This window comes from Ruegeria sp. P8, from assembly GCF_056534665.1.
The window spans coordinates 28,008-51,902 of the sequence record NZ_JBQERC010000016.1 but is presented as its reverse complement, the minus strand read 5'-3'; the positions used below and the strand labels follow the sequence as shown (position 1 = coordinate 51,902).

Sequence of the window (23,895 nt, the reverse complement as noted above, 5' to 3'; positions counted from 1 at the left end):
TTAAGGCCCTGAAAACGCAGGGCTTTCAAACGTGCATATTTTGGAAGATGATCAACTGCAAATAGAATTCTGGCAAACACAGAACCTGCGGCATGTCTGCAACAATTCGGTCTGTCACTCAGACGAATCCGACCGGGATTTTGCATAGTCGGCCCAGATATCCGGGCGCCGCTCGCGGGTTATATCCTCAGCCATCTTGTGACGCCATTCGGCGATGCGGCCGTGGTGGCCCGACATCAGAACCTCGGGTATCGGGCGGCCTTTCCAATCTGCCGGGCGGGTGTATTGCGGATGTTCCAGCAGGCCCGAGGAAAAGCTTTCCTCTTCGGTCGAGGCCTGATTGCCCAGAACGCCGGGGATCAGGCGCACCGTGGCATCGATCAGGGCCTGCGCCGCAATCTCACCGCCGGTCATCACGAAATCCCCCAACGAGACCTCCTGCACACCGTAATGCTCCAGCACGCGCTCATCCACGCCTTCGAACCGGCCACACAACAGGGTCATGCCATCGCAGCGCGCAAGGGTCTGCATCATGCGCTGGTCCATGCGCCGCCCGCGCGGGCTGAGGTAAATCAGTGGCCAGTTGCCCTGAATGCCCGCCATGGTGTGCTCGATGGCTTCGCCCAACACATCGGGCCGCAAAACCATACCCGCGCCGCCCCCGGCAGGCGTGTCATCCACGTTGCGATGCCTGCCGACACCGAACTGCCGCAAGTCCACGGTTTCCAGCTGCCACAACCCCTCTTGCAGGGCCTTGCCGGTCAGGCTTTCTCCCAGAACGCCCGGAAAGGCAGTTGGAAACAGGGTGATGATCTTGGCCTTCCAGACGCCGTGCAGGTCCGGGGTGGGTGTCATCAGCTCACGCGGTTTCAGCGTGGCCCGGATCGCCTTGCGACCATGGGATTTGCCGGGTTTGTCAGTCATTTCTGGCGGGCCAGTTCATGTTGGGCGGTTCGAATCAGGGCCTTTTTCTGAGTGATCAACGCCGTTTCGTCCAGCGATGATCGGTTCAGGGCCAGCAGTTCCCTCAGGACGTCGTCGGACAGCTGAGGGCTTTCATGCGCGGGCTTCACTAGCCGCGCCGATTTCCCGGGTGGCAGGTCGAGAAATTCGGCAAATGGTGCGCCCAATCCAAGGTGGTGGCCTTTCAGCGCTTCCATCCACGCGGTCCGTACCGTGACAGTTGGCAACCGGTCCATAATCCGGTCCGCCGTGTCCTGTAGCGACGGCAGATGCGCAAGATCGGCGCAAAAGCTGTCCAGGTCCTGAACCATGCGCGACAGGTGAAGATCGTGGGCCCAAAGGCTGCGCAACCACGCATCGCGATTGCGCAACGACAGGTAGACGGTGATGTCGGTTTCTTCGCCCACCAGACGGCGGCGCAGCACGCTGACGACCGTTTCCGCCAGTTCGGGTGCGGCTCCGTATCCTTCGCTTTTGTTCCTGCTGGGGCGCAGGCCCAGAAAATTCTCTTCGCTCAGGATCAATCCCCGGCGTGCTCCGAAATCCAGACCGTCGAAAAACGTGTGCAGCTGACCGCCAAACCCTGCCAGCGTGTCATCCAGACGATAGATCGAATGGCGCGTGGCCGCTTCGTTCAACCCGGCCTTGCGGGTCTTATACGGAAGGACCAGCGCGAAATGCGGCCAGATCAGCTCGCGGTTTTCGTGCAGAAAGGACTGTGCTGCCGTCATGCCGGTCTTGTGAAAACCCAGATGCAGCAGAACACGTCGCATCAGATTAGGCCTTCGGGCGGGTCGGCCACGATGCGGCCCTGTTCCAGATCGACGGTTGGCACCACCTGCATCGTGAACGGCAGCAGAACCGTCGCCTTCAGGCCCGGCCCGTGTAGTTCCAGCAGGTCCGTGGCCCCGTGGTTCTGCACGGATTTGACCTTGCCCAGCAGGGTGCCGCCGGTGTCATAGACCTCAAGCCCAATCAGGTCTGTGTGGTAGAACTCGTCATCGGGCAACGAGGGCAACTGATCGCGCCGCGCAAACAGGCGCAAACCGTTCAGGGCATCCGCCTGTTCCTTGGTTTCGACGCCGCCAAGACGGGCGGCAAAACCGTTCTTGATCGTACGCGTCAGAACCACTGGATAGCGTTCCTTGCCGGATTCATCCGTCAGCGGCGAATACGCCTCGATATCTTCGGGAACGGCGCAGAAGCTTTTCAGGCGCACTTCACCGCGTACACCATAAGACCCCGCGACGCTGCCGACGCAGATCAGATCACTCATTGGCAGCCCCCGTCGTCAAACAGATCCCGTTTCTCCATTCGCCAAGCCCGTTGCAGGCTTCGCGCTGATTGTTGCGCTCAAAGAACACGCCCACAATAAAGGCGATCAGCAGCAGAATGGGAAGGCGTATCAATCCGAACATTTGGCGCTACCTTGTTTCGATCTTCAGGCTGTCGGCCCGGTTTTCCCAGCCAACCTGTTCAAGTTCGGGGGTGTCAGATATCTGTTCCGGCCATCCGACACAGAAATACCCGATCAGACGCCAGTTGTCCGGCACATCCAGATCGCGCGCCATCTGTTCGGGGTCCAGAATGGATACCCAGCCCAACCCCAGCCCCTCGGCCCGCAGGGCCAGCCAGAACAGGGTGATGGCAGAGACCACGGAATAGCGCCGCATCTCGGGCATCGAGCCCGCGCCAAGACCCATCCCCTTGTCGGTACTGTCGTCGCAGAAGACGGCCAGTTGCACCGGCGCTTCCTGCATCCCCGACAGTTTCAGGCGGCTGTAAAGCTGCGCCCTGTCGCCGGAATAGCCCGCCAGGGCATCATCATTGGCGGTTTGGAAATTCCTTAGCGCCGCAGCCCGGGCCGCTGCGCTATCGACGCGGATCACGCGCCAGGGTTCGCTTAGCCCCACGGATGGGGCCAGCCGAAACGCGTCGAGGCAGCGCGCAAGCACTGCCTCGTCTACCGCGTCGCCGCGGAACCGGCGCACATCGCGCCGGAGCCGCAACAACAGATCGAACTGCGTGCGAAATGCGTCAGTAAAGGTCTGATCCCGCACGCTTCGGCCTGCTTATTCTTCTGCAGCCGCTTCTTCAGCCGGTGCAGCAGCCGCTTCGGCAGCTTCCGCAGCCTTTGCAGCTTTCTCTTCCGCGCGTTCCTGAGCTTTCTTGCCCGGTGTGCCCTTGTTGGGGTTGTTGCGCTCGGCCTTGTCACGGGTGCCGGCAGCTTCCAGCATACGCGCGATACGGTCGGTGGGCTGGGCGCCCTGATCCAGCCAGTGCTGAACGCGTTCCATGTCCATTTTCACACGCTCTTCGCTGTCTTTCGGCAGCAGCGGGTTGTAGGTGCCCAGTTTCTCGATGAAACGGCCGTCGCGCGGCATCCGGCTGTCAGCCGCGACGATGCGGTAAAACGGACGTTTTTTCGAGCCTGCGCGGGCGAGACGAATTTTCATTGCCATGGTGGTATCTCCTTTGAATGGCATCACGCCGGAGGCGTGTATTTGATTGGCCGGTGTGTTTTCCGGTTAATTCTGATGGTTGCTGAACCTCTGGTTCACCCTTGGTGTTTCCTGTGGTGTCGGATGACTTCCTGAATGATGAAATTCAGAAAAGCCTTGGCGAAATCGGGGTCCAGATCGGCCTCTTTCGCCAGGTCTTCAAGCCGTGCGATCTGCGTGGCCTCACGCGAGGGATCGGACGGGGGAAGGTTGTGTTCGGCCTTGAGCTTGCCAACGGCCTGTGTGTGTTTGAACCGCTCGCCCAGCGTATAGACAAGGATCGCATCCAGCCGGTCGATGCTTTCGCGATGCTCTTTCAGCAATGCAGCCGCGCGTGTCACGGGGTTGTTCATTGGCCGGTCCTTTCGGGTGTCGAAACGTCAATCTTGGGGTGCCGCCACACCTGGCAGGGCTGGCCCAGCAGTTCGGCATTGTCACGCTCCAGCGTTGCGCCCAACCGTTCGGCCAAAGCGCGCGATCGATCGTTTTCGTGGGCGATATACGAAATCACCCCGTTCAGGCCCTGATGCCGCGCCGCATAGGACCGGGCGGCAAGCGCCGCCTCATAGGCAAAACCTTTGCCTTCGAAATCTTCCATCACGGTCCAGCCCAGTTCAGGCTCGTCCCAGCCGGGGGCGTCAATCAGGCCGACGCCGCCAGCGAACCGACCGCTGGATTTCTCGGTCAGGTGCCAGAGGCCAAATCCTTTCAACGCCCAGTGCCCAAGGCGTCTGGCCAACATGCCCCAGCTTTCCAGCGTGTCCCGCGGGCCGCCCACCATATGGCTGCGCTCGGTCGCAAAGAATGCGGTCAGCGCAGGCAGATCATCCAGATGCGGCGCGCGCAGGATCAGACGTTCGGTTTCAACGGTGGGGATGGTGAACGCGGTCATGCGTAGGCCTCCATCCCGCCATTCACCAGATCGGCAGGCGCGGGGTGCCGCCAAATCTCGGACTTGCCGAATTTGGGGTGGTCATAGTGATACTCGAACTGCGCGCCCAGCCGTTTCGCCACCGCCTTGCTGGCATGATTGTCCAGATCAATCAGCGAGATCGCCGTTTCCCACCCCAGAACATCATACGCATAAGACCGTGCGGCCAGTGCCGCCTCGGTCGCGTAACCCTTGCCGGTGGCATGGTTCATCAGCGTCCAGCCGATCTCGGGTTCGGGCCAGCCTTCGGGGCACCAAAGCCCGATCCGCCCGACATAAGTGCCCGAGGCTTTTTCCTCGGCACTCCAGAACCCGTAACCGCGCAAGGACCAATGGCCCAGCAGCGAAGCGATCAGTCGCCAGACCTCATCCCGGCGCAGTGGCCCGCCGACGAATTTTGCCGCATCGCTGGCAAAGAACGCGGTATCGGCGTCCAGATCAGCCTCGGACGGCGCGCGCAGGATCAAGCGCTCGGTTTCAAGCCGGGGGATATGTTGGGCGATGGCGTTCATTACTTCTTCTTGCCAAACCCGCTCAGGCCCTGTGGCAGCCCCATGCCGCCGCCCAGGCCGGGCAGACCGCCGGGCATCTTGCCGCCCATCGCCTTGGCCGCCTGTTCCAGTGCCTTGGGGTCCATGCCGGCTGCCATGTCTTTGGGGCTGGGGCCGCCTTTGCCGAACATGCCCTTCATGGCCTGTTTCAGCATCTTGCCTTTGCCCATCTTGCCCATCTTTTTCATCATGTCCGACATCTGCCGGTGCATCTTGAGCAGCTTGTTGAGGTCGCTGACCTCCATCCCCGAACCGGCTGCAATCCGTTTCTTGCGGCTGGCTTGCAGCAGCTGCGGGTTGGCGCGCTCGCGTTTGGTCATGGACTGGATCAAGGCGATCTGCTGGCGCAGGATCTTGTCGTCCAGACCGGCCTGATCCATCTGCTTGGCCATTTTACCCATGCCCGGCATCATGCCCATCATGCCCTGCATGCCGCCCATCTGGATCATCTGCTCCAGCTGCATCTTCAGGTCGTTCATGTTGAACTGACCTTTGACCATGCGCTTCATCATGCGCTCGGTCTGTTCCATCTCCATCGTTTCCTGGGCCTTTTCGACCAGGGCAACGATGTCGCCCATGCCCAGAATACGTCCGGCGATCCGGTCCGGCTCGAAGGTTTCCAGCGCGTCCATCTTCTCGCCCAGACCGACAAAGCGAATGGGCTTGCCAGTCACTGCGCGCATCGACAGCGCCGCACCGCCGCGCCCGTCGCCGTCCATCCGCGTCAGGACCACGCCCGAAATGCCGACCTTGGCGTCGAATTCTTCGGCCACCTCAACGGCGACCTGACCGGTCAGGCCGTCAACCACCAGCAGGGTTTCGCGCGGGTCAACCGCGTTGCGGACCTGCTCGACCTCGTCCATCAGCACTTCGTCGATATGCAGGCGACCGGCGGTATCCAGCATGTAGACGTCATAGCCGCCCAATGTGGCCTGCTGCTTGGCGCGCTTGGCAATGTCGACGGGTTTCTGGCCCGGTACAATCGGCAGCGTATCAACGCCGACCTGCGCGCCCAGAACCGCCAGCTGGTCCATCGCCGCCGGGCGATAAACGTCGAGCGAGGCCATCAGGACTTTCTTGCCCTCTTTCTCTTTCAGGCGCTTGGCCAGTTTACCGGTGGTGGTGGTCTTACCCGAACCCTGCAAACCGACCATCAGGATCGGGGCGGGCGGGTTGTCGATCTTCAGCTTGCCGGGGTCTTCCTCGCCGCGCAGGGTATCGACCAGCGCGTCATGCACGATCTTGACGACCTGCTGACCGGGGGTGATCGACTTGGTCACCGCCTGACCGGTCGCCTGGTCCTGCACCTTCTTGACGAATTCACGCGCCACCGGCAGCGAGACGTCGGCCTCGAGCAGGGCAACACGGACCTCGCGCAGGGCGGTCTTGACGTCTTCTTCAGACAGGGCACCCTGTTTGGTCAGCCGATCAAAGACGCCGGAAAGGCGTTCGGATAGATTTTCAAACATGCCTTCGGCCTCCTTAGCCGGTTATCTGGTGGCGCGTCCTAGATAGGATGCGTCGGTTAAATGCACAAACGCCCCCACGGGCGAAACTCGCTGGTGGGGGGCGATCCCTGAACGACTCAAGGGACCGGAAGATCAAGACGCTTCCGGATGTTTGGCGGTCATCTACGCCTCTGGGCGCTGCGAGTCAAGGCAAACGCTTTGAGCATCTGGCCACTTGGTGTAGCGTCCAAAGGTCGGGGTCAGTTTTGGAGTTTGGTCATGAGTCAACCATTGCCGCAGCGCACCAAGGATTATGTCGGTGAAGTCACGAATACCGATATCTGGTCCGACTTCGTAATCCGTCCCGACGACATCTTTGTCTGCACGCCTCCCAAATGCGGCACCACGTGGACACAGACGCTGGTACGAATGCTGATCACCAAAACCGCGGATCCAGTCGTGTACAACAACGCGGTCTCCCCCTGGCTCGATTGCGGGTTCAGAGATCGTGAGGAGCAGGACAGAATACTTGCCGCACAGACGCACAGACGGTGCATCAAGACCCACACGCCATTGGACGGGATCACCTATTCCCCGGATGCGACCTATCTGGTGGTGCATCGCCATCCGGTTGACGTGCATTTCTCGCTGCGCCGCCATGTGGAAAACATGAAAGACGACTGGCTGGACTACCTGTTTCCCGATGATCTTTCCGAAGCCTTCGCGATGTTTCTGGACCGGCCCGCCTCGTCAAAGGGCACTGACGATCTGACGCTGGCCTCATACGTCCACCATTACCGTTCATTCCGCGCGTTCCGGCATCTGCCAAACATCCATTTCCTGCATTACGCCGAACTCAGCCGCGATTTGCCGGGACAGGTGGCGCGGATCGCAAACATCTTGGGGACCGAGATCGCACCAGAAATGATCGACGATATCGCTGAGGCCGCAAGCTTTGGTTCAATGAAGGAAAACGCCCGGCGCGCTTCGCAGCAGCCCGGTTTCAAAAGCGCGTTTCAGGATTACGCGCAGTTCTTCTCGTCCGGGACCAGCAACAAATGGGAGGGCAAGCTGACCGCCGATGACATGGCCCGATACGACGCGCGCCTGTCCGAAATGGTGACACCGGCCGATCGAGCCTGGCTGGAGCACGGACAAGTCCTGTAATCGTCAGGCCTGTTCCTTCGTGTCTTCCTGCTGCGCGGGCAGCCATGCATTGACCGCGTCCACCAGATTATGCGCGCCGCGCCCGTTCGAGTACGCATCGACAATCGGATGACGCCCTTCGCTCATTCCCTTGTCCAGCACCAGAACCGGGCGATACAGCGTCGAACTGCTGCTGTCGCTGCGGAAAGTCGAGCTTTCAACTTCGGCATGGGACAGGCTGGACAGCTGATGCTCAATCGCTTCATAGCCAAAGACAGACTGCCTGCGGATCAGAATGCTGTTCTTTGTGCGGTCCAGAATGACCTGAACCCGCCGCACGAAAACGCAAAACGCCCCGACGCCTAGCCCGCCGCCGATTAATGCAAAGAACAGCCCGAACCAGATATTCTCGCCGCCGTCACTGACCATGGCCAGACCTGCGCCGACAAAGGCCAGTATGAAAAAGACCAGCATGATTCCGATGAACCAGGGCGTGTCGGCAAGGATCAGTTGGGTCGGAGTGTTTCGAGTGACTTTCATGGCAGCACGCTAGCACCGTTTTCTGCTCTGCCCCAGCTTGAATTCGCCGCCATGTTGCGCGATGAGCGCTACAAACAGGAGGGCCCCATGGACGCATCATCCACATTTCAGGATACATTGCCGCTCAGTTCTGACGCGCTGTTGGCGCAGCTGGATGATTGGGGGCTGCCCTACCGCCTGCATACCCATGTTCCCTTGCGCACGGTCGAGGACTCCAAGGCCGTGGAAGGCCAGTTCATGGTGCCGGGCGAGAACGCGTTGCGGGTCAAGAACCTGTACCTGCGCGACAAGAAAAAGCGCAACTACCTGGTGACGCTGGAACAAAGCCGCGAGATTGACCTCAAGGCGCTGGGCGCAGAACTGGGTGTCGGCGCCCTGTCCTTTGGGTCGGCAGACCGGCTGTTGCAGAACCTTGGTATTCGCCCCGGCGCGGTCAGCCCGCTGGCGATGATCAACGGCGTGCAGAACGATGTGCAATTCTTCATGGACGCCGCCGCCCAAGGGGCCGAGGTGATTTATATGCACCCGTTGGTCAATGACCGTACCGTTGTGATGAAACAATCCGACGTGATGGCGTTCTTCGATCGCATCGGTTGCACCGTTACGTGGCTGCCCTGATCACTCTAGCGCCAGTTTCAGCGCGGCGGCGACATGCGCGGCGGATGGGTTGATGAACAGGTGCCCGTCGGCCTCGAATACCGGGTCATCCAGATACTTTGGAAAGGCCAGCGGCAGCTCGGTGCAGGCCAGCAGAATGGCGGTTCCGGGACGGGCGTGTTTGTTGCAAAAGTCCAGCAGCCTTGCGCGGGCCGCATCAGAGGCACCACCGTAGAAATCACTGTCGATCATGGCCTGCATCTCGGAAATCTCGGGGTCGGGCAGCCGCGCATTTGCAGTGATGCCCTCGGCCGCCAGACGATCCGCATAGTTGGTGGCCTGCATCGTCACGGTTGTTCCCAGCACCAACGCGTTTGACACGCCTGTGCTGGCCGTAGCCTCTGCCGTCGCGTCGAAAATGCTGAGGATGGGCATGGAAACACCTTGTCTGATCGCGTGCAATCGCGCGTGCGGGGTGTTGGACGCTATGATGCCAAAATCGCAGCCTGCGCGCTCCAGCGTCAGCAGCGCGTCGCGAAACACCGCATCAAACGCCGCCCAGCTGGCTTCGTCCCCGGCGACACCCCGCAAGGCGCGGGTCTTGGCCTGTGTGACTGACTCGATGGTCATGGCAGGGATCGGCAGGGGCGCGCCGTGGCCGCGCGCCGCAAAATGACGCCCGGCACCTTCGGCAATGGCCCTGTAATAGTCCACGGTCGAGGCCCAACCCACACCACCCAGAATTCCGATCTTCTTCATGCGCGCCATCCAGTCCGCCAGTTCCATCTGACCAGCAGACTGGACGTTTCAGGGCTCATTGACCAGAGGCGATCAGGCCGCCAGTTCTGTCACCGCCTTTTTGGCGTTTTCCAGCGCGGCTTCGGGGTTCACCGCCATCTGATCCGCGGCGATGACCGCTACATCATGGATGCCGATAAAGCCCAGAACGTGACGCACATAGTTGGTGGCAAAGTCGATCTCGGACCCGACAGCAGTACCACCCGACGCGATTGCCAGAATGGCGCGTTTACCCTCCAGCAACCCTTTTGGTCCGTTTTCCGAATAGGAAAAGGTCAGGCCCGCTCGGGCGACCAGGTCGATCCAGGCCTTGAATGCAGCGGGGACCGAGAAGTTGTAGATCGGCAGGCCGATAACGATGGTATCGGCCTCTTGCAATTCGGTCACCAGCGCGTCCGAAAGGGCCAGCCGGTCGCGCTGCAGGTCGTCGCGCTGCTCGGCCGGGGTAAAGTTGGCGGCGATCCAGTCTTCGGTCAGCAGGGGCAGGGGGGTAGCCAGGTCGCGGCGGATGATGCGGTCCGCACCCAACTGCCGGACGATGCTGTCAGACAGGTCGCGGGTGGTCGAAGCCACGCGGCGGGCAGAGGCGTCGATATGTAGGATGGTTTTAGCCATTTTCTGGGTCCTTAAGGTCAGGGTAATCTTGTTCTGATCCCAATATGGCTGTTGCGTTTGCGAACAAAACTCGGATACATCAACAGTTATTGTTGGAAATTGCACAGAACGGTGTGACGATGGACAATTGGGATGAGGTGAGGACCGCCTATCAGGTGGCACGCATGGGAACCGTCAGCGGTGCCGCCGAGGTTCTGGGCGTGCACCACGCCACGGTGATCCGCCACATCGACGCGATCGAGGCCCGGTTGGGTGTCAAACTGTTCCAGCGCCATGCGCGGGGATACACCCCGACCGAAGCGGGCGACGATTTGCTGCGCGTGGCGCAGGCTACCGAAGACCAGTTCAACCAGCTTGTCGGCCGGATGAAGGGGCGCGGTGACGATGTATCGGGCGAACTGGTGGTGACGTCGCTGGGCTCCATCGCGCCATTGGTGGTGCCGACGCTGACCGAATTTCAAAAGATGCACCCCGAGCTGATCGTGCGCTACCTGACCGGAGACCGCCTGTTCCGGCTGGAATATGGCGAGGCGCATGTTGCAATCCGTGCGGGATCGGCCCCGGATCAGCCCGACAACGTTGTGCAACCTTTCCGGCAGGAAGAAGTCGGCCTCTATGCCAGTACTTCGTATATCGAACGGCACGGCAAACCTTCGGGCATCGAGGATTTCGGAAACCACCACTTCGTCAGCTCTGACGATGAAAGCAGCCGTGCGCCGTTCACCCGGTGGCTGCGCAACACGGTATCCGCCGACCGCATCACCTTTCGCTGCACCAACAATTTCTGTATGCGCGAGGCCGTTCTGGCCGGGGCCGGTATCGGCTTTATGGCCCGTTGGGAGGCCGCCCGTCATGACACTCTGGTCGAAGTGATCGACCCGCTTCCGGAATGGTTCGGCAACCTGTGGCTGGTGACCCATGTGGACCTGCACCGAACGACCAAGGTGCAAGCGTTCCTGAGTTTTCTGAAAGAAGCCTCCAAAGGCTGGTGTCCATGAACCCGCAGATGCGTGGCCATCTGGCCATGCTGACTTTTTCGGCCCTTGTTGCAGGCAGTTTCTCGCTTGGGTCGATGATTGCCAACGAAATTGCCCCTGCTGCCTTGAACGCGGTGCGCTTTGCCATCGCGGCTGTGGTGATTGGTGTGGCGGCATTGGCGACAACCGGTCTGCCCCGCAGTGCCGCGCAGGCGCCCTGGCGGTTTCTGGTGCTGGGCGGGTTGTTCGCCACCTACTTTGTCCTGATGTTTTACGGGCTGCAAACCGCCCCGCCGGTCAGCGCTGCCGCGGTTTTCACCCTGACCCCCGTTGTCTCGGCCATTGCGGGCTGGGTCCTGCTGCGCCAGATCACCACGCCGCGCATGGCAATGGCCCTGACCATCGGTGCGATTGGGGCGCTATGGGTGATCTTTCGGGCCGACTGGCAGATGTTCCGCGCCTTCCAGATCGGCGGGGGCGAGATCATCTATTTCTGGGGATGTGTTGCGCACGCGATCTATACCCCCATGATCCGCAGGCTGAACCGCGGAGAACCAGCCGTCGTGTTCACGTTCGGAACGCTGGTTGCCGGGTGCCTGTTATTGGTCCTGTTCGGCTGGTCCGACCTGAAAGCGACCGAATGGGCAGCCCTTCCCGCCATCGTCTGGCTCGGGTTGTTCTATATCTCGTTCTTCGCAACGGCGGCCAGTTTCGTTCTGGTGCAATTCTCCTCGCTCCGGCTGCCGTCGGCCAAGGTCATGGCCTATACCTATCTGGTGCCAAGCTGGGTGATCATGTGGGAAATCGCGCTGGGCAAACCTGTCCCGACGGGATTGATCCTGGGCGGTGTGGCGCTGACGGTCATTGCCCTGCTGATGCTGCTGAAGGAAGAGGCCCCGCGCAACAGCCCCCAACGCCGGGCGGCTGAATAAAGCCGCTCCCGGTCTGAAACCGGTACAGATTGCCCACGAATTCCAAAAGCAGAATCTGTTGAGCCAGATCAAGGCAGGCCCTTGGTCTCAGGACTACCTTGGAAAGCGGACAAAAGGAGGAGATTATGTTCAAACATATCATGCTGCCGATTGACCGCCATCTGCCGCCCGAGGTTCGCAAGGCCGCGGATGTCGCCGCGCAGGTGGCAAAATGGCAGGGCGCCAAGATCACTCTGGTCAGTGTCAGCGGGGCCCATATGGGTGCATCCTCGGAAGCCGAGGCCGAGATAGACAAGCAACTGGCCGACTTCACCGAACAGCTTGCATCAGAAGGCGCGGCCGAAGTTGCGGTGCGCAAGATACACTCGGTCGATGTTGCTGCCGAAGTGGACAGCGACCTGACCCGAGCGGCAGAAGAGATCGGTGCAGACCTGATCATCGTGGGCACCCATGCGCCCCGGATCACCGATTACATCTTTTCCAGCCACGCCGGATATCTGGCCAAACATGCCAGCATGTCGGTCTTCGTGGTGCGCTAGGCCTCGTCCGAGGTCGGAAGCTCGACTTCCAGAAACCGTTCGAACGCATCCAGGTTGATGGGTTCGAACTGACCGAACCCCTGCATCCAGACCGAAGCGGTGCGCAGCGCGTCGGGTTCCAGCTTGCACCATTTCACCCGGCCGCGCTTTTCCTGTGATATCAGCCCGGCCTTGGTTAGGATGACCAGATGTTTCGAGATCGCCGCCAGCGACATCTCGAACGGCTCGGCCACATCCGTCACAGCCATATCGTCCTCCAGCAGCATCGCCAGAATGGCGCGGCGGGTGGGGTCGGCAAGGGCCGCAAACACGGTGTCGAGATCGTTGGACATGGGTCTTTCCTAATGGGCGAGAACCCGTTTGACAATTTCCCCCATCACGTCACTGTGCAGCGGTGTTGCGCAAGGGGGGGGGCGGCTATGGCGCTGAAATACTGGCTGGTGATCTGCGTCCTTGGCATCGGGTGGGGCATGTCTTTCATGTTCAACGCCATATTGCTGCGCGAACTTGGGCCGCTATCCGTGTCATTGGGGCGTGTTGCATTTGGGGCGCTGGGCTGTTGGATCTATGTGATTGCTGCCCGTATGCCGGTTCACCTGACACTCGGGCGCGCCATCGGTCTGCTGGGGTTCGGGGCGCTCAGCTATGCCGCACCATTTGCGTTCTATGCGCTTGGGCAGCAGCATATCGCGTCCGGCGTGGCGGGGATCGTGAATGCGACAACACCGGCCTTTGCCGTCATCGTTTCGCATTTCTGGCCGGGAAGCGAGCGTGCGACGCTGTTGAAATCCCTTGGCGTGTTGTGCGGCTTCATTGGGATTGTCGTGTTGTCCGTTCCGATTTTGCGTAATGGTGAAACCTCTCAGTTCTGGGCGGTTCTGCTGACCCTGTGCGCGCCGATCTGTTACGCGTTTTCCGTCAACATTGCGCGGGCCTTCCGTGACATGCAGCCGGTGGTGCTGGTCGCCCTGGCCCTGACGGGGGCGGCCTTGGCAATATTACCCCTGGCGCTTTGGCGTGAAGGCCTGCCGGTGATCGAGCACACTGAAACCTGGCTTTCGTTGCTGATGATCGGTTTTGTGCTGACCTCGGCCGCTTTCATTGCCTTCTACTGGTTGCTGCCCAGGGTCGGGCCAACCAACATTTCGACCGTCACGCTGATCGCGCCGGTTTCCGCCCTGATACTTGGAACCTGGGTTCTGGGGGAAACTCTGCAACCCGAACATTTGATGGGCATGGCGGCGATTTTTGCCGGGCTCTTGCTGATCGACGGACGTCTTGTTCGACACCTGTGGCCTCAGCGCACGCACAAAGATCAACCAAAAGGTTGAATATGGGTTTTTGGGTGATTGTTGCCGTTCAGGGCATGGGCAAGCAATTTGGCTGGACGAGTTTACCAGTAATAACAGTTTAAAAACAACACACTAACCTGCGTCATTTCACGCCATCAACGCCGTTGACTCTGCGCCTTTCGCGCCTTAGCACCATGCGCAAGACAGCGCGAGGATTCCGTCCGTGACCGATGACGACCAAAAGCAGCGTATGGCGCAGCTTGAGGCCAAGATCGACGCGGCGAAAAAGGCCAGACAACCGGCTGCCCGCGCTGACAGTGACATATCCGGGGGCGAGCTTGCCTGGAGGATGGTCATCGAAATGGTTTCCGGTCTGGGGATCGGATTTGGCATCGGATACGGGCTGGACAGCCTGCTCGGGACAATCCCGATCTTTCTGGTGCTGTTCACATTGCTGGGCCTTGTCGCGGGCGTGAAGGTTATGCTCCGCAGCGCGAAAGAGGTTCAAGATAAACAAGCGGCCCATATGCAGGCCGAAAAGGACGAGAGGGACTGAACGTGGCAAGCGAGACCACCGCAGCACACGGCGCCGAAGGCGCAGACCACGCAGCAGAAGCCAGCAGCCTGGTGTTTCACCCGATGGACCAGTTCATCGTCAAGCCGCTGTTCGGTGGCGAGATTGCCTGGTACACCCCCACCAACGTGACCCTGTGGCTGTTCCTGGCCATCGTGGCGATCTTTGGCCTGCTGGTTCTCAGCACATCAAAGCGCGCCATCGTCCCGACCCGGATGCAGTCGATTGCGGAACTGGCCTATGGCTTCATCTACAAGATGCTGGAAGACATCTGCGGCAAGGACGGTGTCAAGTACTTCCCCTATGTCATGACCCTGTTCATGTTCATTGTGACCGCAAACTTCCTGGGCCTGATCCCGACCTCGTTCACCACCACATCGCATTTCGCCGTGACCATCCCGCTGGCGCTGGCCGTGTTCCTGACCGTGACCATTCTGGGTTTCGTCAAGAACGGTGCCGCGTTCCTGGGCCTGTTCTGGGTCTCCAGCGCGCCGCTGGCGCTGCGCCCGATCCTGGCGATCATCGAGCTGATCTCGTACTTCGTACGCCCGGTCAGCCACTCCATTCGTCTTGCCGGTAACGTCATGGCTGGCCACGCGGTGATCAAGGTGTTTGCAGGCTTTGCCGCAATTTCCCTGATTTCGCCCGTGTCGGTTCTGGCGATCACCGCAATGTACGGTCTCGAGGTCCTGGTGGCCTTCATTCAGGCCTACGTATTCACCATTCTGACCTGTGTTTATCTGAAAGATGCGCTGCATCCTTCGCACTAAGGTCCGATAACCCAACATCGAAACTTCCAATTCGTAAGGAGATACATCATGGAAGGCGATCTCGCACACATCGGCGCAGGCCTGGCAGCAATCGGTTCCGGCGCAGCCGCAATCGGGGTGGGCAACGTTGCAGGCAACTTCCTGGCCGGCGCCCTGCGCAACCCTTCGGCGGCTGCTTCGCAGACCGCAACCCTGTTCATCGGTATCGCATTCGCAGAAGCCCTGGGGATCTTCGCATTCCTGGTCTCGCTGCTGCTGATGTTCGCCGTCTAATCTGCGGAACCTGATCCTTACGCGCAGGTGGGTCCAAGCCATAGCCGCCCACCTGTTGTAAAGACAACGTTCCGACGGAGGACATCATGGCGACTGAACCCATTAGCGAAGAAGTAGTTGGCGCGTGCGTTGACTCGCATGGCTCTGCCATCGGGATGCCGCAGCTCTGCTTCGATTGGTTCCCCAACCAGATTTTCTGGCTGGTCATTACGCTGGTCGTCATCTTTCTGGTCCTGTCTCGCGTGGCTCTGCCCCGCATCGCGGCAATCCTGGCCGAGCGCCGGGGGACCATTACAAATGACCTGGCTGCGGCCGAAGATCTGAAGGCCAAAGCGGTCGAGGCCGAAGAGGCCTATAACAAGGCGCTGGCCGATGCCCGTGCCGAAGCGCAGCGTATCGCGGCAGAAGCACGCGCAGAAATCCAGGCTGGTCTGGATGATGCGATTGCCAGAGCGGACGCGGAAATCGCTGCAAAGGCGGCTGAATCGGAAAAGGCAATTGCCGAAATCCGTGCCGGTGCGCTGGAAAGCATTCAAGTGGTCGCCAAGGATACGGCGGCTGAACTGGTCACCGCGCTGGGCGGCGAGGCGGATGCCAAAGCCATCGACAGTGCCATTGACGCGCAGATGAAAGGATAAGTGACATGCGGAACACTCTTGCCCTTATCCTGACCGTTGGTGCCGCCAGCCCCGCGCTGGCTGCAAGCGGCCCGTTCTTCTCGCTTGGCAACACCGACTTTGTCGTCCTTCTGGGCTTCATCGTTTTCATCGCGGTCCTGTTCTACTTCAAGGTGCCGGGCATGATCGGCGGTGCGTTGGACAACCGTGCCGAAGGCATCAAGGCCGAGTTGGACGAAGCCCGCGCCCTGCATGAAGAAGCACGCAGCCTGCTGGCTTCGTACGAGCGCAAGCAGCGTGAAGTGCAGGCACAGGCTGATGCGATTGTCGAGGCGGCCAAACAGGACGCGGCTCTGGCTGCGGACCAGGCGAAGGTCGATCTCGAAAAGTCGATTGAACGCCGTCTGGCTGCTGCGCAGGATCAGATTGCCTCGGCCGAAGCCTCTGCCGTTAAAGACGTGCGCGATCAGGCCGTTTCGGTTGCGATTGCCGCCGCCAGCTCGGTTCTGGCCAAGCAAATGACAGCCGCGCAGGCGAACAAGCTGATCGATGCCTCGATCGCAGATGTGGGCGCCAAGCTGCACTGACGGGGACACCGACAGGTAAAAAACGCAGATGACCCGAGAGCATTGCGCTGTCGGGTCTTTTGTTTTGGTGGCGGGGCTGATTGTATTGACCACAACATCACCCGGATTCTGTACCCTTCAGAGGGTCTGAATGTTCCGCTTGGGGTCTAAGGGTGCGAAAAGAGCAGGGAAAGACGGGCCGTGGCAGGCGAAGACGTTTCGATGAATATTGTTGGGGTGGTCAGGAACGGCGGGGCCGCGCTGATCGAAAGCATCAACAGGATCGAAGACCTGACCACCCGCTTGCACCGCTATTCCGTGACCATCGCGACAAACGACAACGCCGATCGTACAGATCGGGTTCTGTCCGAATTCGCGCGCCGCGACCCGAATGTGGACCTTGTCCGCATGGACGGTCTGGCGTCCAGACTGCCAGACCGGGTCGAGCGGATCACGGCGGCCAGAAACGCAGTCCTCAACAGGCTGGAAGAACGCGACAGCGGTCACGACCTGACATTGGTGCTAGATCTGAACGGGCCGAATGTCTGTCTGGACGTTCAGACGGTTCTGACGGCCGCACATCGGTCTGTACCACGCTGGGAAGGTGTCTTCGCGAATTCCCAACCGGCCTATTACGATATTTACGCCCTGCGTTGCGCGGGCTGGTGTGACGAAGACGTCTGGCAAAGAATTCGGACAACGCGCAAGCCCCTGTTCGGGCGCCGTAAGTGGCGGAAAGTTCTGCTGAAATCGGCGGTTTTTGACCGCCAGTACCACATTCCGTCCAATATGCCCCTGATACCGGTCGACAGCGCCTTTGGCGGTGCAGGATTGTACAAGACCCGCGCCTTGCGTGGCCTGCGCTATTCCTGCCGGGATGAAAAAGGCGACCTCGTGTGCGAACATGTGATGCTGCACAAACACCTCAGGGACCGGGGCGCGCGGCTGTTCATCGACCCGGCCCTGACAACCATCGCCCCGAATGACGATCTGGGCGAAGGCAGCGGCGCACCTTTCCCGTCACACCTGATCCAGCCCGAGACCGGGGCCGCCTGATCCCTGAGGGCACTTGGAAAGCGCTAGGCCTGACGGGTTTCGTGCTGCAACCTTTGCTGCGCAACAGCCTCGTTCCGCTCGGCCTTCTGCTGATCGATCATGCAGCGTTCGACAAAGCTCAGATGCGTTTCGACGGCCTGACGTGCGGCTGCCGGATCGCGGGCCTGAAGGGCTGCGTTGATAGTGCTGTGCTGGTCCAGAATGGCCTCGCGGGTCGCGCGCTGCTGGAACATTGTCCGCCGGTTATAGAACACACCCTGCACCAGCAGGTCATACATTGACCGCATCATATGCAGCATCACCACATTGTGGCTGGCTTCGATGATGGCCATATGAAACTCGGCATCCAGCTGGGCCTCTTGGTCCGCAGCGTTCCGGTCATGGGCTGCCCGCATCTTGTCATAGATCGTCTGAACAACCTTCAGGTCGCTTTCTGATCCCAGCCGCGCGGCTCGTTCCGCCGCCAGCCCCTCCATGTCGCGGCGAAAGGACAGGTAATCGAATACGGCCTCGTCATGGCTGCTGAACAACCGGATCAGCGCCGGCGAAAAGGCCGAGCCCAAAACCTCGGCCACATAGATCCCGGAGCCGGCTTTTGTTGTCAGCAATCCCTGTTCCTGAAGCTCGGATACCGCATCGCGCAGGGACGGGCGCGACACGCCCATCCGTTCGGCCAACTCACGCTCGGGCGGCAGGCGCTCCCCGGGGCGCAGGATGCCGCGCAGGATCAACAGCTCGATCTGGCGAACGACCGCAAGCGACAGTTTTTCCGTCTGAACTTTCTGAAAAGGCATGGTCCGTTCCGAAATTGGTCAACTCATTTGACCATGGACAAGGGGGCTGTTCAAGAATACCCGGTCACATCCGCTGAAATATTAGGTCAGAAGTGTTGACTTTAATTTGAGAAAGCATAGGCTGCGCCGAAATGAGATCGGAGGAGCCTCATGTCCCATCACCCTTTGTTTGCCACCCGGGCTTCCCGGATGAAGGCGTCAGAAATCCGCGAGCTGCTGAAACTGCTCGATCAGCCCGGCATCATTTCCTTTGCCGGTGGCATTCCGGATCCCGCGCTTTTTCCCGCCGAGGCTTTCGCGCAGGCGTTTCAGCAGGCATTGGGGCCGGACATGCAGGCGCAGGCGCTGCAATATTCGGTCAGCGAAGGCTATGCCCCCCTGCGCCGGTGGTTGGTGCAGCACATGCGCGAGATCGGAGTGGAATGTGACATGGACAACGTCCTGATCACCTCGGGCTCGCAGCAGGCGCTGGATTATCTGGGCAAGCTGTTCCTGTCCCCCGGCGACACGGCCTTGGTCGGGTGGCCCACTTATCTGGGTGCTCTTGCCGCGTTCAACGCGTATGAGCCGCGCTTTGACCGGCTTAATGGCAACAAGGGGGCCGATGAATTCAAGGCTGCGGCAGGGGATGGCGCCGTGAAATTCGCCTATCTGTCGCCCGATTTTGCCAATCCGACAGGCGAAACCCTGACCCGCCCGGGTCGTGAGGCATTGCTGGACCTGACCGACGAACTGGACTGCGCGTTGATCGAAGACGGCGCCTATCAGGCACTGCGCTATGACGGTGATCCGATCCCGCCGATCCTGGCTTTGGAACAGGCACGAAAGGGGTCGATCGAAAACTGCCGGACGATCTATTGTGGCAGCTTCTCGAAAACTCTGTCACCGGGTCTGCGCATGGGGTGGGTGGTTGCGGCCAAGCCGATCATCTCGCAGATGGTTCTGCTGAAACAGGCGGCGGATCTGCATTCGGCGACCATCAACCAGATGGCCGTGCATCAGGTGGCGGAAGCGTGCTTTGACACCCATATCCCGAAAGTGCGCGACACTTACCGCGCGCGCCGTGATGCGATGCTGGATGCGCTGCAACAGCACATGCCCGACGGGGTGGCGTGGACGCGCCCCGAAGGCGGTATGTTCGTCTGGGTGACACTCCCGGCGGGGATCAGCGGGTCTGACCTGCTGGCACAGGCGCTGGATACGGTGAAAGTGGCCTTTGTGCCGGGTCAGGCATTCTTCCCAGACGGCAGCGGGGCAAACACGATCCGGCTCAGCTTCTCGAACTCGGACGAGGCGACGATCCGCGAAGGCATCCGCCGGTTGGGCGAGGTTCTGCGCGCCTGACGTCCGGAAATGTTCTGTTAACCAATATGCTGCAACTCTGCGGCATGATCCGGTTTCTCGCACCTCTTCTGCTGGCCGCCTGCGCCGCCGGGACCCCGCATTTCCGCGACGTTCCTGCCACCCGCGTGGCGGTGAACGGCAGTGTGTTCGACGTGCGCGTGCGCGGCGATCTGGCCGAGGCGGTGCGGATCAACGCGCAATACGCCCCGCGGCTTGGCCCTGTTCGGGATTGGGCCGCGCTGGCCATGGCGCAGGTTTCGGGCTGCCCGATCCTCGACGTGCTGGGCGACGCGGCTGTCACGGTTGGTGTTCTGGGTTGTGACCGCGAGGCGGGGGAACGGCTGCTGCTGACTGCCGTCTCGACGCCCAGATATGAATGTATCGACTATGGTATCTACGAAAATGTCGGAGGCGACAGCGGCTATCAGGTCTTTGAATGCAGCCCATACTGACATACGCGTGTTCCTGCGCATTTCGGCAAGATGTTGTGGATAACTTGCACTGATATGCCATATCCTGCGCAACTGCGTTGACTCGGACCCCATCCCTTGCGCAGACTTTCAATTCATAGGAATCACGGGACACGCGGCCATTGCGTTTCAGCAAGCTCAAACTGACCGGCTTCAAAAGCTTTGTTGATCCGACCGATCTGATCATCGCGGACGGGTTGACCGGTGTGGTGGGTCCGAATGGCTGTGGCAAGTCCAACCTTTTGGAAGCCTTGCGCTGGGTGATGGGGGAAAACCGCCCCAAATCCATGCGCGGCGGCGCGATGGAGGACGTGATCTTTGCCGGTGCCGCCACACGGCCCGCCCGCAATTTCGCCGAAGTTGTCCTGACCATGGACAATTCCGAACGTCTGGCGCCTGCGGGGTTCAATGACACCGACCAGCTTGAAATCGTGCGCCGGATCACCCGCGATGTCGGCAGCGCCTACAAGACCAACGGCAAGGATGTGCGCGCGCGCGATGTGCAGATGCTGTTCGCGGATGCCTCGACCGGTGCCCATTCCCCGGCGCTTGTGGGGCAGAACCGCATCGCCGAGCTGATCAGCGCCAAACCCCGCGCCCGCCGCCGCATTCTGGAAGAGGCCGCCGGGATATCGGGGCTCTATCAACGCCGGCACGAGGCCGAGCTGAAGCTGAAAGCGACCGAGTCCAACCTGACCCGCGTCGATGACGTGCTCGAGCAGTTGGGCGGGCAGCTTGCGCAACTGGCCCGTCAGGCCCGTCAGGCCGCACGCTATCGCGAAATCGGCGAACAGCTGCGTCAGGCCGAGGGAATGCTGCTCTATCGCCGCTGGAAAGAGGCCGACATGGCCCGCCAGCAGGCTGAAGACAAGCTGCGGGCCCGGATTTCCGAGGCCTCCCGCGCCGAGGCCGAAGCCCGCGCCGCAGCAGCAAAAAGGGCCGGGATCGAAGAAACCCTGCCCCCTCTGCGCGAGGAAGAGGCCATCGCCGCCGCTGTCCTGCAACGCCAGCAGGTGCAGCGCGATCAACTGACCGATCAGGAAACCCGCGCGCGCCAGACCATTGAAACACTGACCAGCCGCATTCATCAGCTCGGCAAGGATATCGACCGGGAAACCGGCCTGAACCGCGATGCGGGCCAGATGATCGAACGGCTGGAATGGGAAGCCCGCGAACTGGCCAAGGCTGCCGAAGGGCATGACGCGAAGGTGGCGGAAGCCGCAGAAATTGCCCGCGAAGCCGCGTCGATCCTTCAGAACCGCGAAGACCACCTGTCGCAGCAGACCGAAGATATGGCGCGTCTGGTCGCCCGTCACCAGTCGGCGCAGCGACTGGTCGAAGACAGCCGCAAGACGCTGGCACGCTCTGAGGGCGAAGAGGAAAAAGCCCGGCTGGCCGTGGATGAGGCCAAAACAGCCCTGACCCGTGCCAGCGAGGCGTTTGAAACTTCGCAGGAAAGCGAGGAAGAAGCCCGCGAAGCCGCCGAGGCCGCCGAAGAGGCGCTGGCCGCCGCAGATGAGTTGCGCAATGAAACGCAGGCCCGCGAAGCCGAGGCACGCGCGCAACGGTCCGAGGCCGAAGGCGAATTGGGTGCAATCCGCGCCGAAACCACCGCACTTGCCAAGCTGGTGGAACGCGACACGGCCGAAGGCGGGCAGGTGATGGACCTGCTGCGCGTGGAACCGGGTTTTGAGAAGGCGCTGGGTGCTGCGCTTGCCGATGACCTCCGTGCGCCGCTGGTCGAAGGTGACGGCCCGTCCGGCTGGGTTCAGGTGGCAGGGTATGACAGCGATCAGCCCTTGCCCGATGGGGTCGCCCCGCTGGCGCTGCACGTGTCAGGGCCGGACAGGCTCAGCCGTCGCATCGCGCAGATCGGGCTGGTCGATGCGGATAAGGGCGCGCGGTTGCAGGCGTCGTTGAAACCGGGCCAGCGTCTTGTGTCCCGCTCGGGCGATCTGTGGCGCTGGGACGGGTTCCGCGCCTGGGCCGAGGATGCGCCAAGTGCGGCGGCGCTGCGACTGGAGCAGCTCAACAAGCTTGAGGCGCTGAAACAGGAACTGGCCCGCACCGAGGCGCAGGCCGACGGCGCCCGCGCCGCGCATGAAACCCTGTCGCGGCAACTGGCGGACGTGACCGAGGCCGACCGACGCGCGCGCGAAGCCCGCCGTGCCGCTGATCAGCGCATGGCCGAAACCGCACGCCAGCTCAGCCGCGCCGAGGCGGATCGCAACCTTGCGCAGGGCAAGCTGGAAACACTGGCCCTTGCCGTGGATCGCCACAAGGAAGATGCCATGTCCGCCCGTGTGCAGCTGCGCGAAGCCGAGGCGGCGCTGAACGATCTGGGTGACCTCGACAGCGCCCGCGCCGAGGTTGAGGACATCAAACAGACGGTCGAGGCGGCGCGGATCACCATGCTGACCCACCGCTCGACCCATGATGAGCTGCGCCGTGAAGGCGATGCCCGTACCCGTCGCACGCAGGAGGTCACCAAGGATCTCAGCGGCTGGCGGCACCGTCTGGAAACGGCAGAGAAACGGATTTCGGAACTGGCCGAGCGCAAGGAATGCTCGGAAGAGGAACTGACCGAGGCCATGGCCGTCCCCGGCGAAATCGCCGAGGCGCGGGAAGAGTTGAACGAGTTGATCGAAGCCGCCGAAGCCCGTCGGGCCGACGCCGCCGACAAGCTGGCCGAAGCAGAAACACAGTTGCGCGAAGTGGTGATGGCCGAGCGTGAGGCGGAACGCCTGGCCTCGGAAGCTCGCGAAAACCGCGCCGCAGCCGAGGCGCGCAGTGACGCGGCAAAGGAAAGCGTGCTTGCGGCAGCAGAACGAATTGCCGAAGACCAGCAACTGACCCCGAACCAGCTGCTGAACCAGCTGGACGTAAACCCCGACCAGATGCCCGCCGCGGATGCGCTGGAGGCCGAAGTGAACCGTCACAAACGCCAGCGTGACGCCATGGGCGCGGTGAACCTGCGGGCCGAGGAAGACAGCAAGGACGTTCAGGAAGAATTCGACACGCTCAGCAGTGAAAAGGCCGATCTGGAAGAAGCGATCAAAGCCTTGCGCAGCGGCATCTCCAGCCTCAACCGCGAAGGGCGCGAGCGTCTGCTGACCGCGTTTGAACAGGTGAATTCAAACTTCGCGATGCTGTTCAAGCACCTCTTTGGCGGGGGTGAGGCCAATCTGGTCATGGTCGAAAGCGACGACCCGCTGGATGCGGGGCTGGAAATCATGTGCCAGCCGCCGGGCAAGAAACTCTCGACCCTCAGCCTGCTGTCGGGCGGCGAACAGACCCTGACAGCGACCGCGCTGATCTTTGGTGTCTTCCTGGCCAACCCGGCCCCGATCTGTGTGCTGGACGAGGTTGACGCGCCGCTGGACGATGCCAACGTCACCCGCTTTTGTGACCTGCTGGACGAGATGTGCCGCCAGACCGACACCCGTTTCCTGATCATCACCCACCACGCGGTGACCATGGCGCGCATGGATCGTCTGTTCGGCGTCACCATGCAGGAACAGGGCGTCAGCCAGCTGGTTTCGGTCGATCTGAAGAAGGCCGAGCAGATGGTGGCCTGACCGCTCACCGCAACGTTATGATG

At 61.1% G+C, this 23,895-nt stretch carries 30 protein-coding genes; 15 read left to right on the top strand and 15 right to left on the bottom strand.

The window, feature by feature from the left end; translation table 11 throughout:
• Positions 1-114: 114 nt before the first annotated feature.
• The 10 genes from trmD to ffh all read right to left on the bottom strand — a co-directional run bounded on the left by trmD (position 115) and on the right by ffh (position 6,415).
• Complete coding sequence (trmD, locus tag ACR0BZ_RS16185) at positions 115-924, bottom strand: tRNA (guanosine(37)-N1)-methyltransferase TrmD (RefSeq protein ID WP_480623520.1); 810 nt, start codon at positions 922-924, stop codon at positions 115-117.
• Positions 921-1,736, bottom strand: coding sequence for a hypothetical protein (locus ACR0BZ_RS16180; protein WP_480623519.1), 816 nt, complete (start codon positions 1,734-1,736; stop codon positions 921-923). The genes trmD and ACR0BZ_RS16180 overlap by 4 nt, the downstream gene beginning before the upstream one ends.
• Positions 1,736-2,239 carry a ribosome maturation factor RimM gene (gene rimM / locus ACR0BZ_RS16175; RefSeq protein WP_480519415.1) on the bottom strand — a complete coding sequence of 168 codons (504 nt, stop codon included), beginning with the start codon at positions 2,237-2,239 and terminating at the stop codon, positions 1,736-1,738. Before rimM ends, ACR0BZ_RS16180 begins: the two co-directional genes overlap by 1 nt.
• Positions 2,232-2,381 (bottom strand): hypothetical protein, encoded by a 150-nt coding sequence (locus tag ACR0BZ_RS16170; protein WP_162896811.1) that lies wholly within the window; start codon positions 2,379-2,381, stop codon positions 2,232-2,234. Before ACR0BZ_RS16170 ends, rimM begins: the two co-directional genes overlap by 8 nt.
• A gap of 6 nt (positions 2,382-2,387) precedes the next feature.
• Positions 2,388-3,023 carry a 5,6-dimethylbenzimidazole synthase gene (gene bluB / locus ACR0BZ_RS16165; protein ID WP_480920737.1) on the bottom strand — a complete coding sequence of 212 codons (636 nt, stop codon included), beginning with the start codon at positions 3,021-3,023 and terminating at the stop codon, positions 2,388-2,390.
• Positions 3,024-3,035: 12 nt separating this feature from the next.
• A complete protein-coding gene (rpsP, locus tag ACR0BZ_RS16160) occupies positions 3,036-3,425 on the bottom strand; it encodes a 30S ribosomal protein S16 (RefSeq protein WP_209506119.1) in 390 nt (129 codons plus the stop codon).
• 95 nt (positions 3,426-3,520) lie between these two features.
• Entirely contained in the window at positions 3,521-3,817 is a 297-nt protein-coding gene (locus tag ACR0BZ_RS16155; RefSeq protein WP_209506121.1) for a chorismate mutase, read from the bottom strand.
• A complete protein-coding gene (locus tag ACR0BZ_RS16150; protein WP_480920736.1) occupies positions 3,814-4,356 on the bottom strand; it encodes a GNAT family N-acetyltransferase in 543 nt (180 codons plus the stop codon). Before ACR0BZ_RS16150 ends, ACR0BZ_RS16155 begins: the two co-directional genes overlap by 4 nt.
• Positions 4,353-4,907, bottom strand: coding sequence for a GNAT family N-acetyltransferase (locus ACR0BZ_RS16145; RefSeq protein ID WP_480546184.1), 555 nt, complete (start codon positions 4,905-4,907; stop codon positions 4,353-4,355). The genes ACR0BZ_RS16150 and ACR0BZ_RS16145 overlap by 4 nt, the downstream gene beginning before the upstream one ends.
• Positions 4,907-6,415: a signal recognition particle protein gene (ffh, locus tag ACR0BZ_RS16140; RefSeq protein WP_480920735.1), complete on the bottom strand. Its 1,509-nt coding sequence runs from the start codon at positions 6,413-6,415 to the stop codon at positions 4,907-4,909. Before ffh ends, ACR0BZ_RS16145 begins: the two co-directional genes overlap by 1 nt.
• A 258-nt stretch (positions 6,416-6,673) precedes the next feature.
• Between ffh and ACR0BZ_RS16135 the strand changes: the two genes are divergently transcribed.
• Complete coding sequence (locus ACR0BZ_RS16135; protein ID WP_480483789.1) at positions 6,674-7,561, top strand: sulfotransferase domain-containing protein; 888 nt, start codon at positions 6,674-6,676, stop codon at positions 7,559-7,561.
• A 3-nt stretch (positions 7,562-7,564) separates the two neighbouring features.
• Here the strand turns inward: ACR0BZ_RS16135 and ACR0BZ_RS16130 are convergent, their stop codons facing one another.
• Positions 7,565-8,080 carry a hypothetical protein gene (locus ACR0BZ_RS16130; protein WP_480920734.1) on the bottom strand — a complete coding sequence of 172 codons (516 nt, stop codon included), beginning with the start codon at positions 8,078-8,080 and terminating at the stop codon, positions 7,565-7,567.
• Between the two features lie 87 nt (positions 8,081-8,167).
• Between ACR0BZ_RS16130 and ACR0BZ_RS16125 the strand changes: the two genes are divergently transcribed.
• Entirely contained in the window at positions 8,168-8,698 is a 531-nt protein-coding gene (locus tag ACR0BZ_RS16125) for a prolyl-tRNA synthetase associated domain-containing protein (RefSeq protein WP_480920733.1), read from the top strand.
• On the opposite strand, the gene ACR0BZ_RS16120 is transcribed toward ACR0BZ_RS16125, so the two are convergent.
• Both ACR0BZ_RS16120 and ACR0BZ_RS16115 read right to left on the bottom strand, forming a co-directional pair.
• Positions 8,699-9,436 (bottom strand): aspartate/glutamate racemase family protein, encoded by a 738-nt coding sequence (locus ACR0BZ_RS16120; RefSeq protein ID WP_480920732.1) that lies wholly within the window; start codon positions 9,434-9,436, stop codon positions 8,699-8,701. It abuts the gene before it with no gap.
• Positions 9,437-9,508: 72 nt separating this feature from the next.
• The gene (locus ACR0BZ_RS16115) at positions 9,509-10,090 is read right to left on the bottom strand and encodes an FMN-dependent NADH-azoreductase (protein ID WP_480832577.1); all 582 of its coding nucleotides are present in this window, start codon (positions 10,088-10,090) and stop codon (positions 9,509-9,511) included.
• A gap of 119 nt (positions 10,091-10,209) precedes the next feature.
• Here ACR0BZ_RS16115 and ACR0BZ_RS16110 point away from each other — a divergent pair, with 119 nt between their 5' ends.
• The 3 genes from ACR0BZ_RS16110 to ACR0BZ_RS16100 all read left to right on the top strand — a co-directional run bounded on the left by ACR0BZ_RS16110 (position 10,210) and on the right by ACR0BZ_RS16100 (position 12,538).
• Positions 10,210-11,088: a LysR family transcriptional regulator gene (locus tag ACR0BZ_RS16110; RefSeq protein WP_209506137.1), complete on the top strand. Its 879-nt coding sequence runs from the start codon at positions 10,210-10,212 to the stop codon at positions 11,086-11,088.
• Positions 11,085-11,999 carry a DMT family transporter gene (locus tag ACR0BZ_RS16105; protein WP_480920731.1) on the top strand — a complete coding sequence of 305 codons (915 nt, stop codon included), beginning with the start codon at positions 11,085-11,087 and terminating at the stop codon, positions 11,997-11,999. The genes ACR0BZ_RS16110 and ACR0BZ_RS16105 overlap by 4 nt, the downstream gene beginning before the upstream one ends.
• Before the next feature lie 125 nt (positions 12,000-12,124).
• Positions 12,125-12,538, top strand: coding sequence for a universal stress protein (locus tag ACR0BZ_RS16100; protein ID WP_480920730.1), 414 nt, complete (start codon positions 12,125-12,127; stop codon positions 12,536-12,538).
• Here ACR0BZ_RS16100 and ACR0BZ_RS16095 read toward each other — a convergent pair.
• The gene (locus ACR0BZ_RS16095) at positions 12,535-12,870 is read right to left on the bottom strand and encodes an ArsR/SmtB family transcription factor (RefSeq protein WP_209598796.1); all 336 of its coding nucleotides are present in this window, start codon (positions 12,868-12,870) and stop codon (positions 12,535-12,537) included. The genes ACR0BZ_RS16100 and ACR0BZ_RS16095 overlap by 4 nt on opposite strands.
• Positions 12,871-12,957: 87 nt before the next feature.
• Between ACR0BZ_RS16095 and ACR0BZ_RS16090 the strand changes: the two genes are divergently transcribed.
• From ACR0BZ_RS16090 to ACR0BZ_RS16060, 7 genes are all read left to right on the top strand, one after another.
• Positions 12,958-13,869, top strand: a complete 912-nt coding sequence (locus ACR0BZ_RS16090; RefSeq protein WP_480920729.1) for a DMT family transporter — start codon at positions 12,958-12,960, stop codon at positions 13,867-13,869.
• 184 nt (positions 13,870-14,053) lie between these two features.
• Positions 14,054-14,386: an AtpZ/AtpI family protein gene (locus ACR0BZ_RS16085; RefSeq protein WP_480483780.1), complete on the top strand. Its 333-nt coding sequence runs from the start codon at positions 14,054-14,056 to the stop codon at positions 14,384-14,386.
• A 2-nt stretch (positions 14,387-14,388) separates the two neighbouring features.
• Entirely contained in the window at positions 14,389-15,174 is a 786-nt protein-coding gene (locus ACR0BZ_RS16080) for a F0F1 ATP synthase subunit A (RefSeq protein WP_480538728.1), read from the top strand.
• A 48-nt stretch (positions 15,175-15,222) separates the two neighbouring features.
• Positions 15,223-15,447 carry a F0F1 ATP synthase subunit C gene (locus ACR0BZ_RS16075; protein ID WP_005981269.1) on the top strand — a complete coding sequence of 75 codons (225 nt, stop codon included), beginning with the start codon at positions 15,223-15,225 and terminating at the stop codon, positions 15,445-15,447.
• A gap of 86 nt (positions 15,448-15,533) precedes the next feature.
• The gene (locus ACR0BZ_RS16070; protein WP_209506152.1) at positions 15,534-16,085 is read left to right on the top strand and encodes a F0F1 ATP synthase subunit B'; all 552 of its coding nucleotides are present in this window, start codon (positions 15,534-15,536) and stop codon (positions 16,083-16,085) included.
• A 5-nt stretch (positions 16,086-16,090) separates the two neighbouring features.
• Positions 16,091-16,651 (top strand): F0F1 ATP synthase subunit B, encoded by a 561-nt coding sequence (locus tag ACR0BZ_RS16065; RefSeq protein WP_480487178.1) that lies wholly within the window; start codon positions 16,091-16,093, stop codon positions 16,649-16,651.
• A gap of 201 nt (positions 16,652-16,852) precedes the next feature.
• Positions 16,853-17,686: a hypothetical protein gene (locus tag ACR0BZ_RS16060; RefSeq protein WP_480920728.1), complete on the top strand. Its 834-nt coding sequence runs from the start codon at positions 16,853-16,855 to the stop codon at positions 17,684-17,686.
• Positions 17,687-17,709: 23 nt separating this feature from the next.
• Here ACR0BZ_RS16060 and ACR0BZ_RS16055 read toward each other — a convergent pair whose 3' ends face one another.
• Positions 17,710-18,480, bottom strand: coding sequence for an FCD domain-containing protein (locus ACR0BZ_RS16055; protein ID WP_480920727.1), 771 nt, complete (start codon positions 18,478-18,480; stop codon positions 17,710-17,712).
• Between the two features lie 150 nt (positions 18,481-18,630).
• Here ACR0BZ_RS16055 and ACR0BZ_RS16050 point away from each other — a divergent pair, with 150 nt between their 5' ends.
• The 3 genes from ACR0BZ_RS16050 to ACR0BZ_RS16040 all read left to right on the top strand — a co-directional run bounded on the left by ACR0BZ_RS16050 (position 18,631) and on the right by ACR0BZ_RS16040 (position 23,872).
• Positions 18,631-19,824: an aminotransferase-like domain-containing protein gene (locus ACR0BZ_RS16050; protein WP_480920726.1), complete on the top strand. Its 1,194-nt coding sequence runs from the start codon at positions 18,631-18,633 to the stop codon at positions 19,822-19,824.
• A gap of 44 nt (positions 19,825-19,868) precedes the next feature.
• Positions 19,869-20,276, top strand: coding sequence for a hypothetical protein (locus ACR0BZ_RS16045; RefSeq protein ID WP_480920725.1), 408 nt, complete (start codon positions 19,869-19,871; stop codon positions 20,274-20,276).
• 140 nt (positions 20,277-20,416) lie between these two features.
• On the top strand, positions 20,417-23,872 hold the full coding sequence (locus tag ACR0BZ_RS16040) for a chromosome segregation SMC family protein (RefSeq protein WP_480920724.1): 3,456 nt from the start codon (positions 20,417-20,419) through the stop codon (positions 23,870-23,872).
• Positions 23,873-23,895 lie beyond the last annotated feature (23 nt).

What these genes read in the sequence shown, in the direction of transcription:
- trmD (WP_480623520.1), bottom strand. Translation starts at nt 924, where the DNA reads ATGACTGACAAACCCGGCAAATCCCATGGTCGCAAGGCGATCCGGGCC.
- ACR0BZ_RS16145 (WP_480546184.1), bottom strand. Translation starts at nt 4,907, where the DNA reads ATGAACGCCATCGCCCAACATATCCCCCGGCTTGAAACCGAGCGCTTG.
- ACR0BZ_RS16150 (WP_480920736.1), bottom strand. Translation starts at nt 4,356, where the DNA reads ATGACCGCGTTCACCATCCCCACCGTTGAAACCGAACGTCTGATCCTG.
- ACR0BZ_RS16100 (WP_480920730.1), top strand. Translation starts at nt 12,125, where the DNA reads ATGTTCAAACATATCATGCTGCCGATTGACCGCCATCTGCCGCCCGAG.
- ACR0BZ_RS16120 (WP_480920732.1), bottom strand. Translation starts at nt 9,436, where the DNA reads ATGAAGAAGATCGGAATTCTGGGTGGTGTGGGTTGGGCCTCGACCGTG.
- ffh (WP_480920735.1), bottom strand. Translation starts at nt 6,415, where the DNA reads ATGTTTGAAAATCTATCCGAACGCCTTTCCGGCGTCTTTGATCGGCTG.
- ACR0BZ_RS16110 (WP_209506137.1), top strand. Translation starts at nt 10,210, where the DNA reads ATGGACAATTGGGATGAGGTGAGGACCGCCTATCAGGTGGCACGCATG.
- ACR0BZ_RS16090 (WP_480920729.1), top strand. Translation starts at nt 12,958, where the DNA reads ATGGCGCTGAAATACTGGCTGGTGATCTGCGTCCTTGGCATCGGGTGG.
- ACR0BZ_RS16095 (WP_209598796.1), bottom strand. Translation starts at nt 12,870, where the DNA reads ATGTCCAACGATCTCGACACCGTGTTTGCGGCCCTTGCCGACCCCACC.
- ACR0BZ_RS16045 (WP_480920725.1), top strand. Translation starts at nt 19,869, where the DNA reads ATGATCCGGTTTCTCGCACCTCTTCTGCTGGCCGCCTGCGCCGCCGGG.
- ACR0BZ_RS16065 (WP_480487178.1), top strand. Translation starts at nt 16,091, where the DNA reads ATGCGGAACACTCTTGCCCTTATCCTGACCGTTGGTGCCGCCAGCCCC.
- ACR0BZ_RS16180 (WP_480623519.1), bottom strand. Translation starts at nt 1,736, where the DNA reads ATGCGACGTGTTCTGCTGCATCTGGGTTTTCACAAGACCGGCATGACG.
- rimM (WP_480519415.1), bottom strand. Translation starts at nt 2,239, where the DNA reads ATGAGTGATCTGATCTGCGTCGGCAGCGTCGCGGGGTCTTATGGTGTA.
- ACR0BZ_RS16060 (WP_480920728.1), top strand. Translation starts at nt 16,853, where the DNA reads ATGAATATTGTTGGGGTGGTCAGGAACGGCGGGGCCGCGCTGATCGAA.
- ACR0BZ_RS16105 (WP_480920731.1), top strand. Translation starts at nt 11,085, where the DNA reads ATGAACCCGCAGATGCGTGGCCATCTGGCCATGCTGACTTTTTCGGCC.
- ACR0BZ_RS16115 (WP_480832577.1), bottom strand. Translation starts at nt 10,090, where the DNA reads ATGGCTAAAACCATCCTACATATCGACGCCTCTGCCCGCCGCGTGGCT.
- ACR0BZ_RS16125 (WP_480920733.1), top strand. Translation starts at nt 8,168, where the DNA reads ATGGACGCATCATCCACATTTCAGGATACATTGCCGCTCAGTTCTGAC.
- ACR0BZ_RS16130 (WP_480920734.1), bottom strand. Translation starts at nt 8,080, where the DNA reads ATGAAAGTCACTCGAAACACTCCGACCCAACTGATCCTTGCCGACACG.
- ACR0BZ_RS16070 (WP_209506152.1), top strand. Translation starts at nt 15,534, where the DNA reads ATGGCGACTGAACCCATTAGCGAAGAAGTAGTTGGCGCGTGCGTTGAC.
- ACR0BZ_RS16055 (WP_480920727.1), bottom strand. Translation starts at nt 18,480, where the DNA reads ATGCCTTTTCAGAAAGTTCAGACGGAAAAACTGTCGCTTGCGGTCGTT.
- ACR0BZ_RS16050 (WP_480920726.1), top strand. Translation starts at nt 18,631, where the DNA reads ATGTCCCATCACCCTTTGTTTGCCACCCGGGCTTCCCGGATGAAGGCG.
- ACR0BZ_RS16135 (WP_480483789.1), top strand. Translation starts at nt 6,674, where the DNA reads ATGAGTCAACCATTGCCGCAGCGCACCAAGGATTATGTCGGTGAAGTC.
- ACR0BZ_RS16075 (WP_005981269.1), top strand. Translation starts at nt 15,223, where the DNA reads ATGGAAGGCGATCTCGCACACATCGGCGCAGGCCTGGCAGCAATCGGT.
- ACR0BZ_RS16170 (WP_162896811.1), bottom strand. Translation starts at nt 2,381, where the DNA reads ATGTTCGGATTGATACGCCTTCCCATTCTGCTGCTGATCGCCTTTATT.
- rpsP (WP_209506119.1), bottom strand. Translation starts at nt 3,425, where the DNA reads ATGGCAATGAAAATTCGTCTCGCCCGCGCAGGCTCGAAAAAACGTCCG.
- ACR0BZ_RS16155 (WP_209506121.1), bottom strand. Translation starts at nt 3,817, where the DNA reads ATGAACAACCCCGTGACACGCGCGGCTGCATTGCTGAAAGAGCATCGC.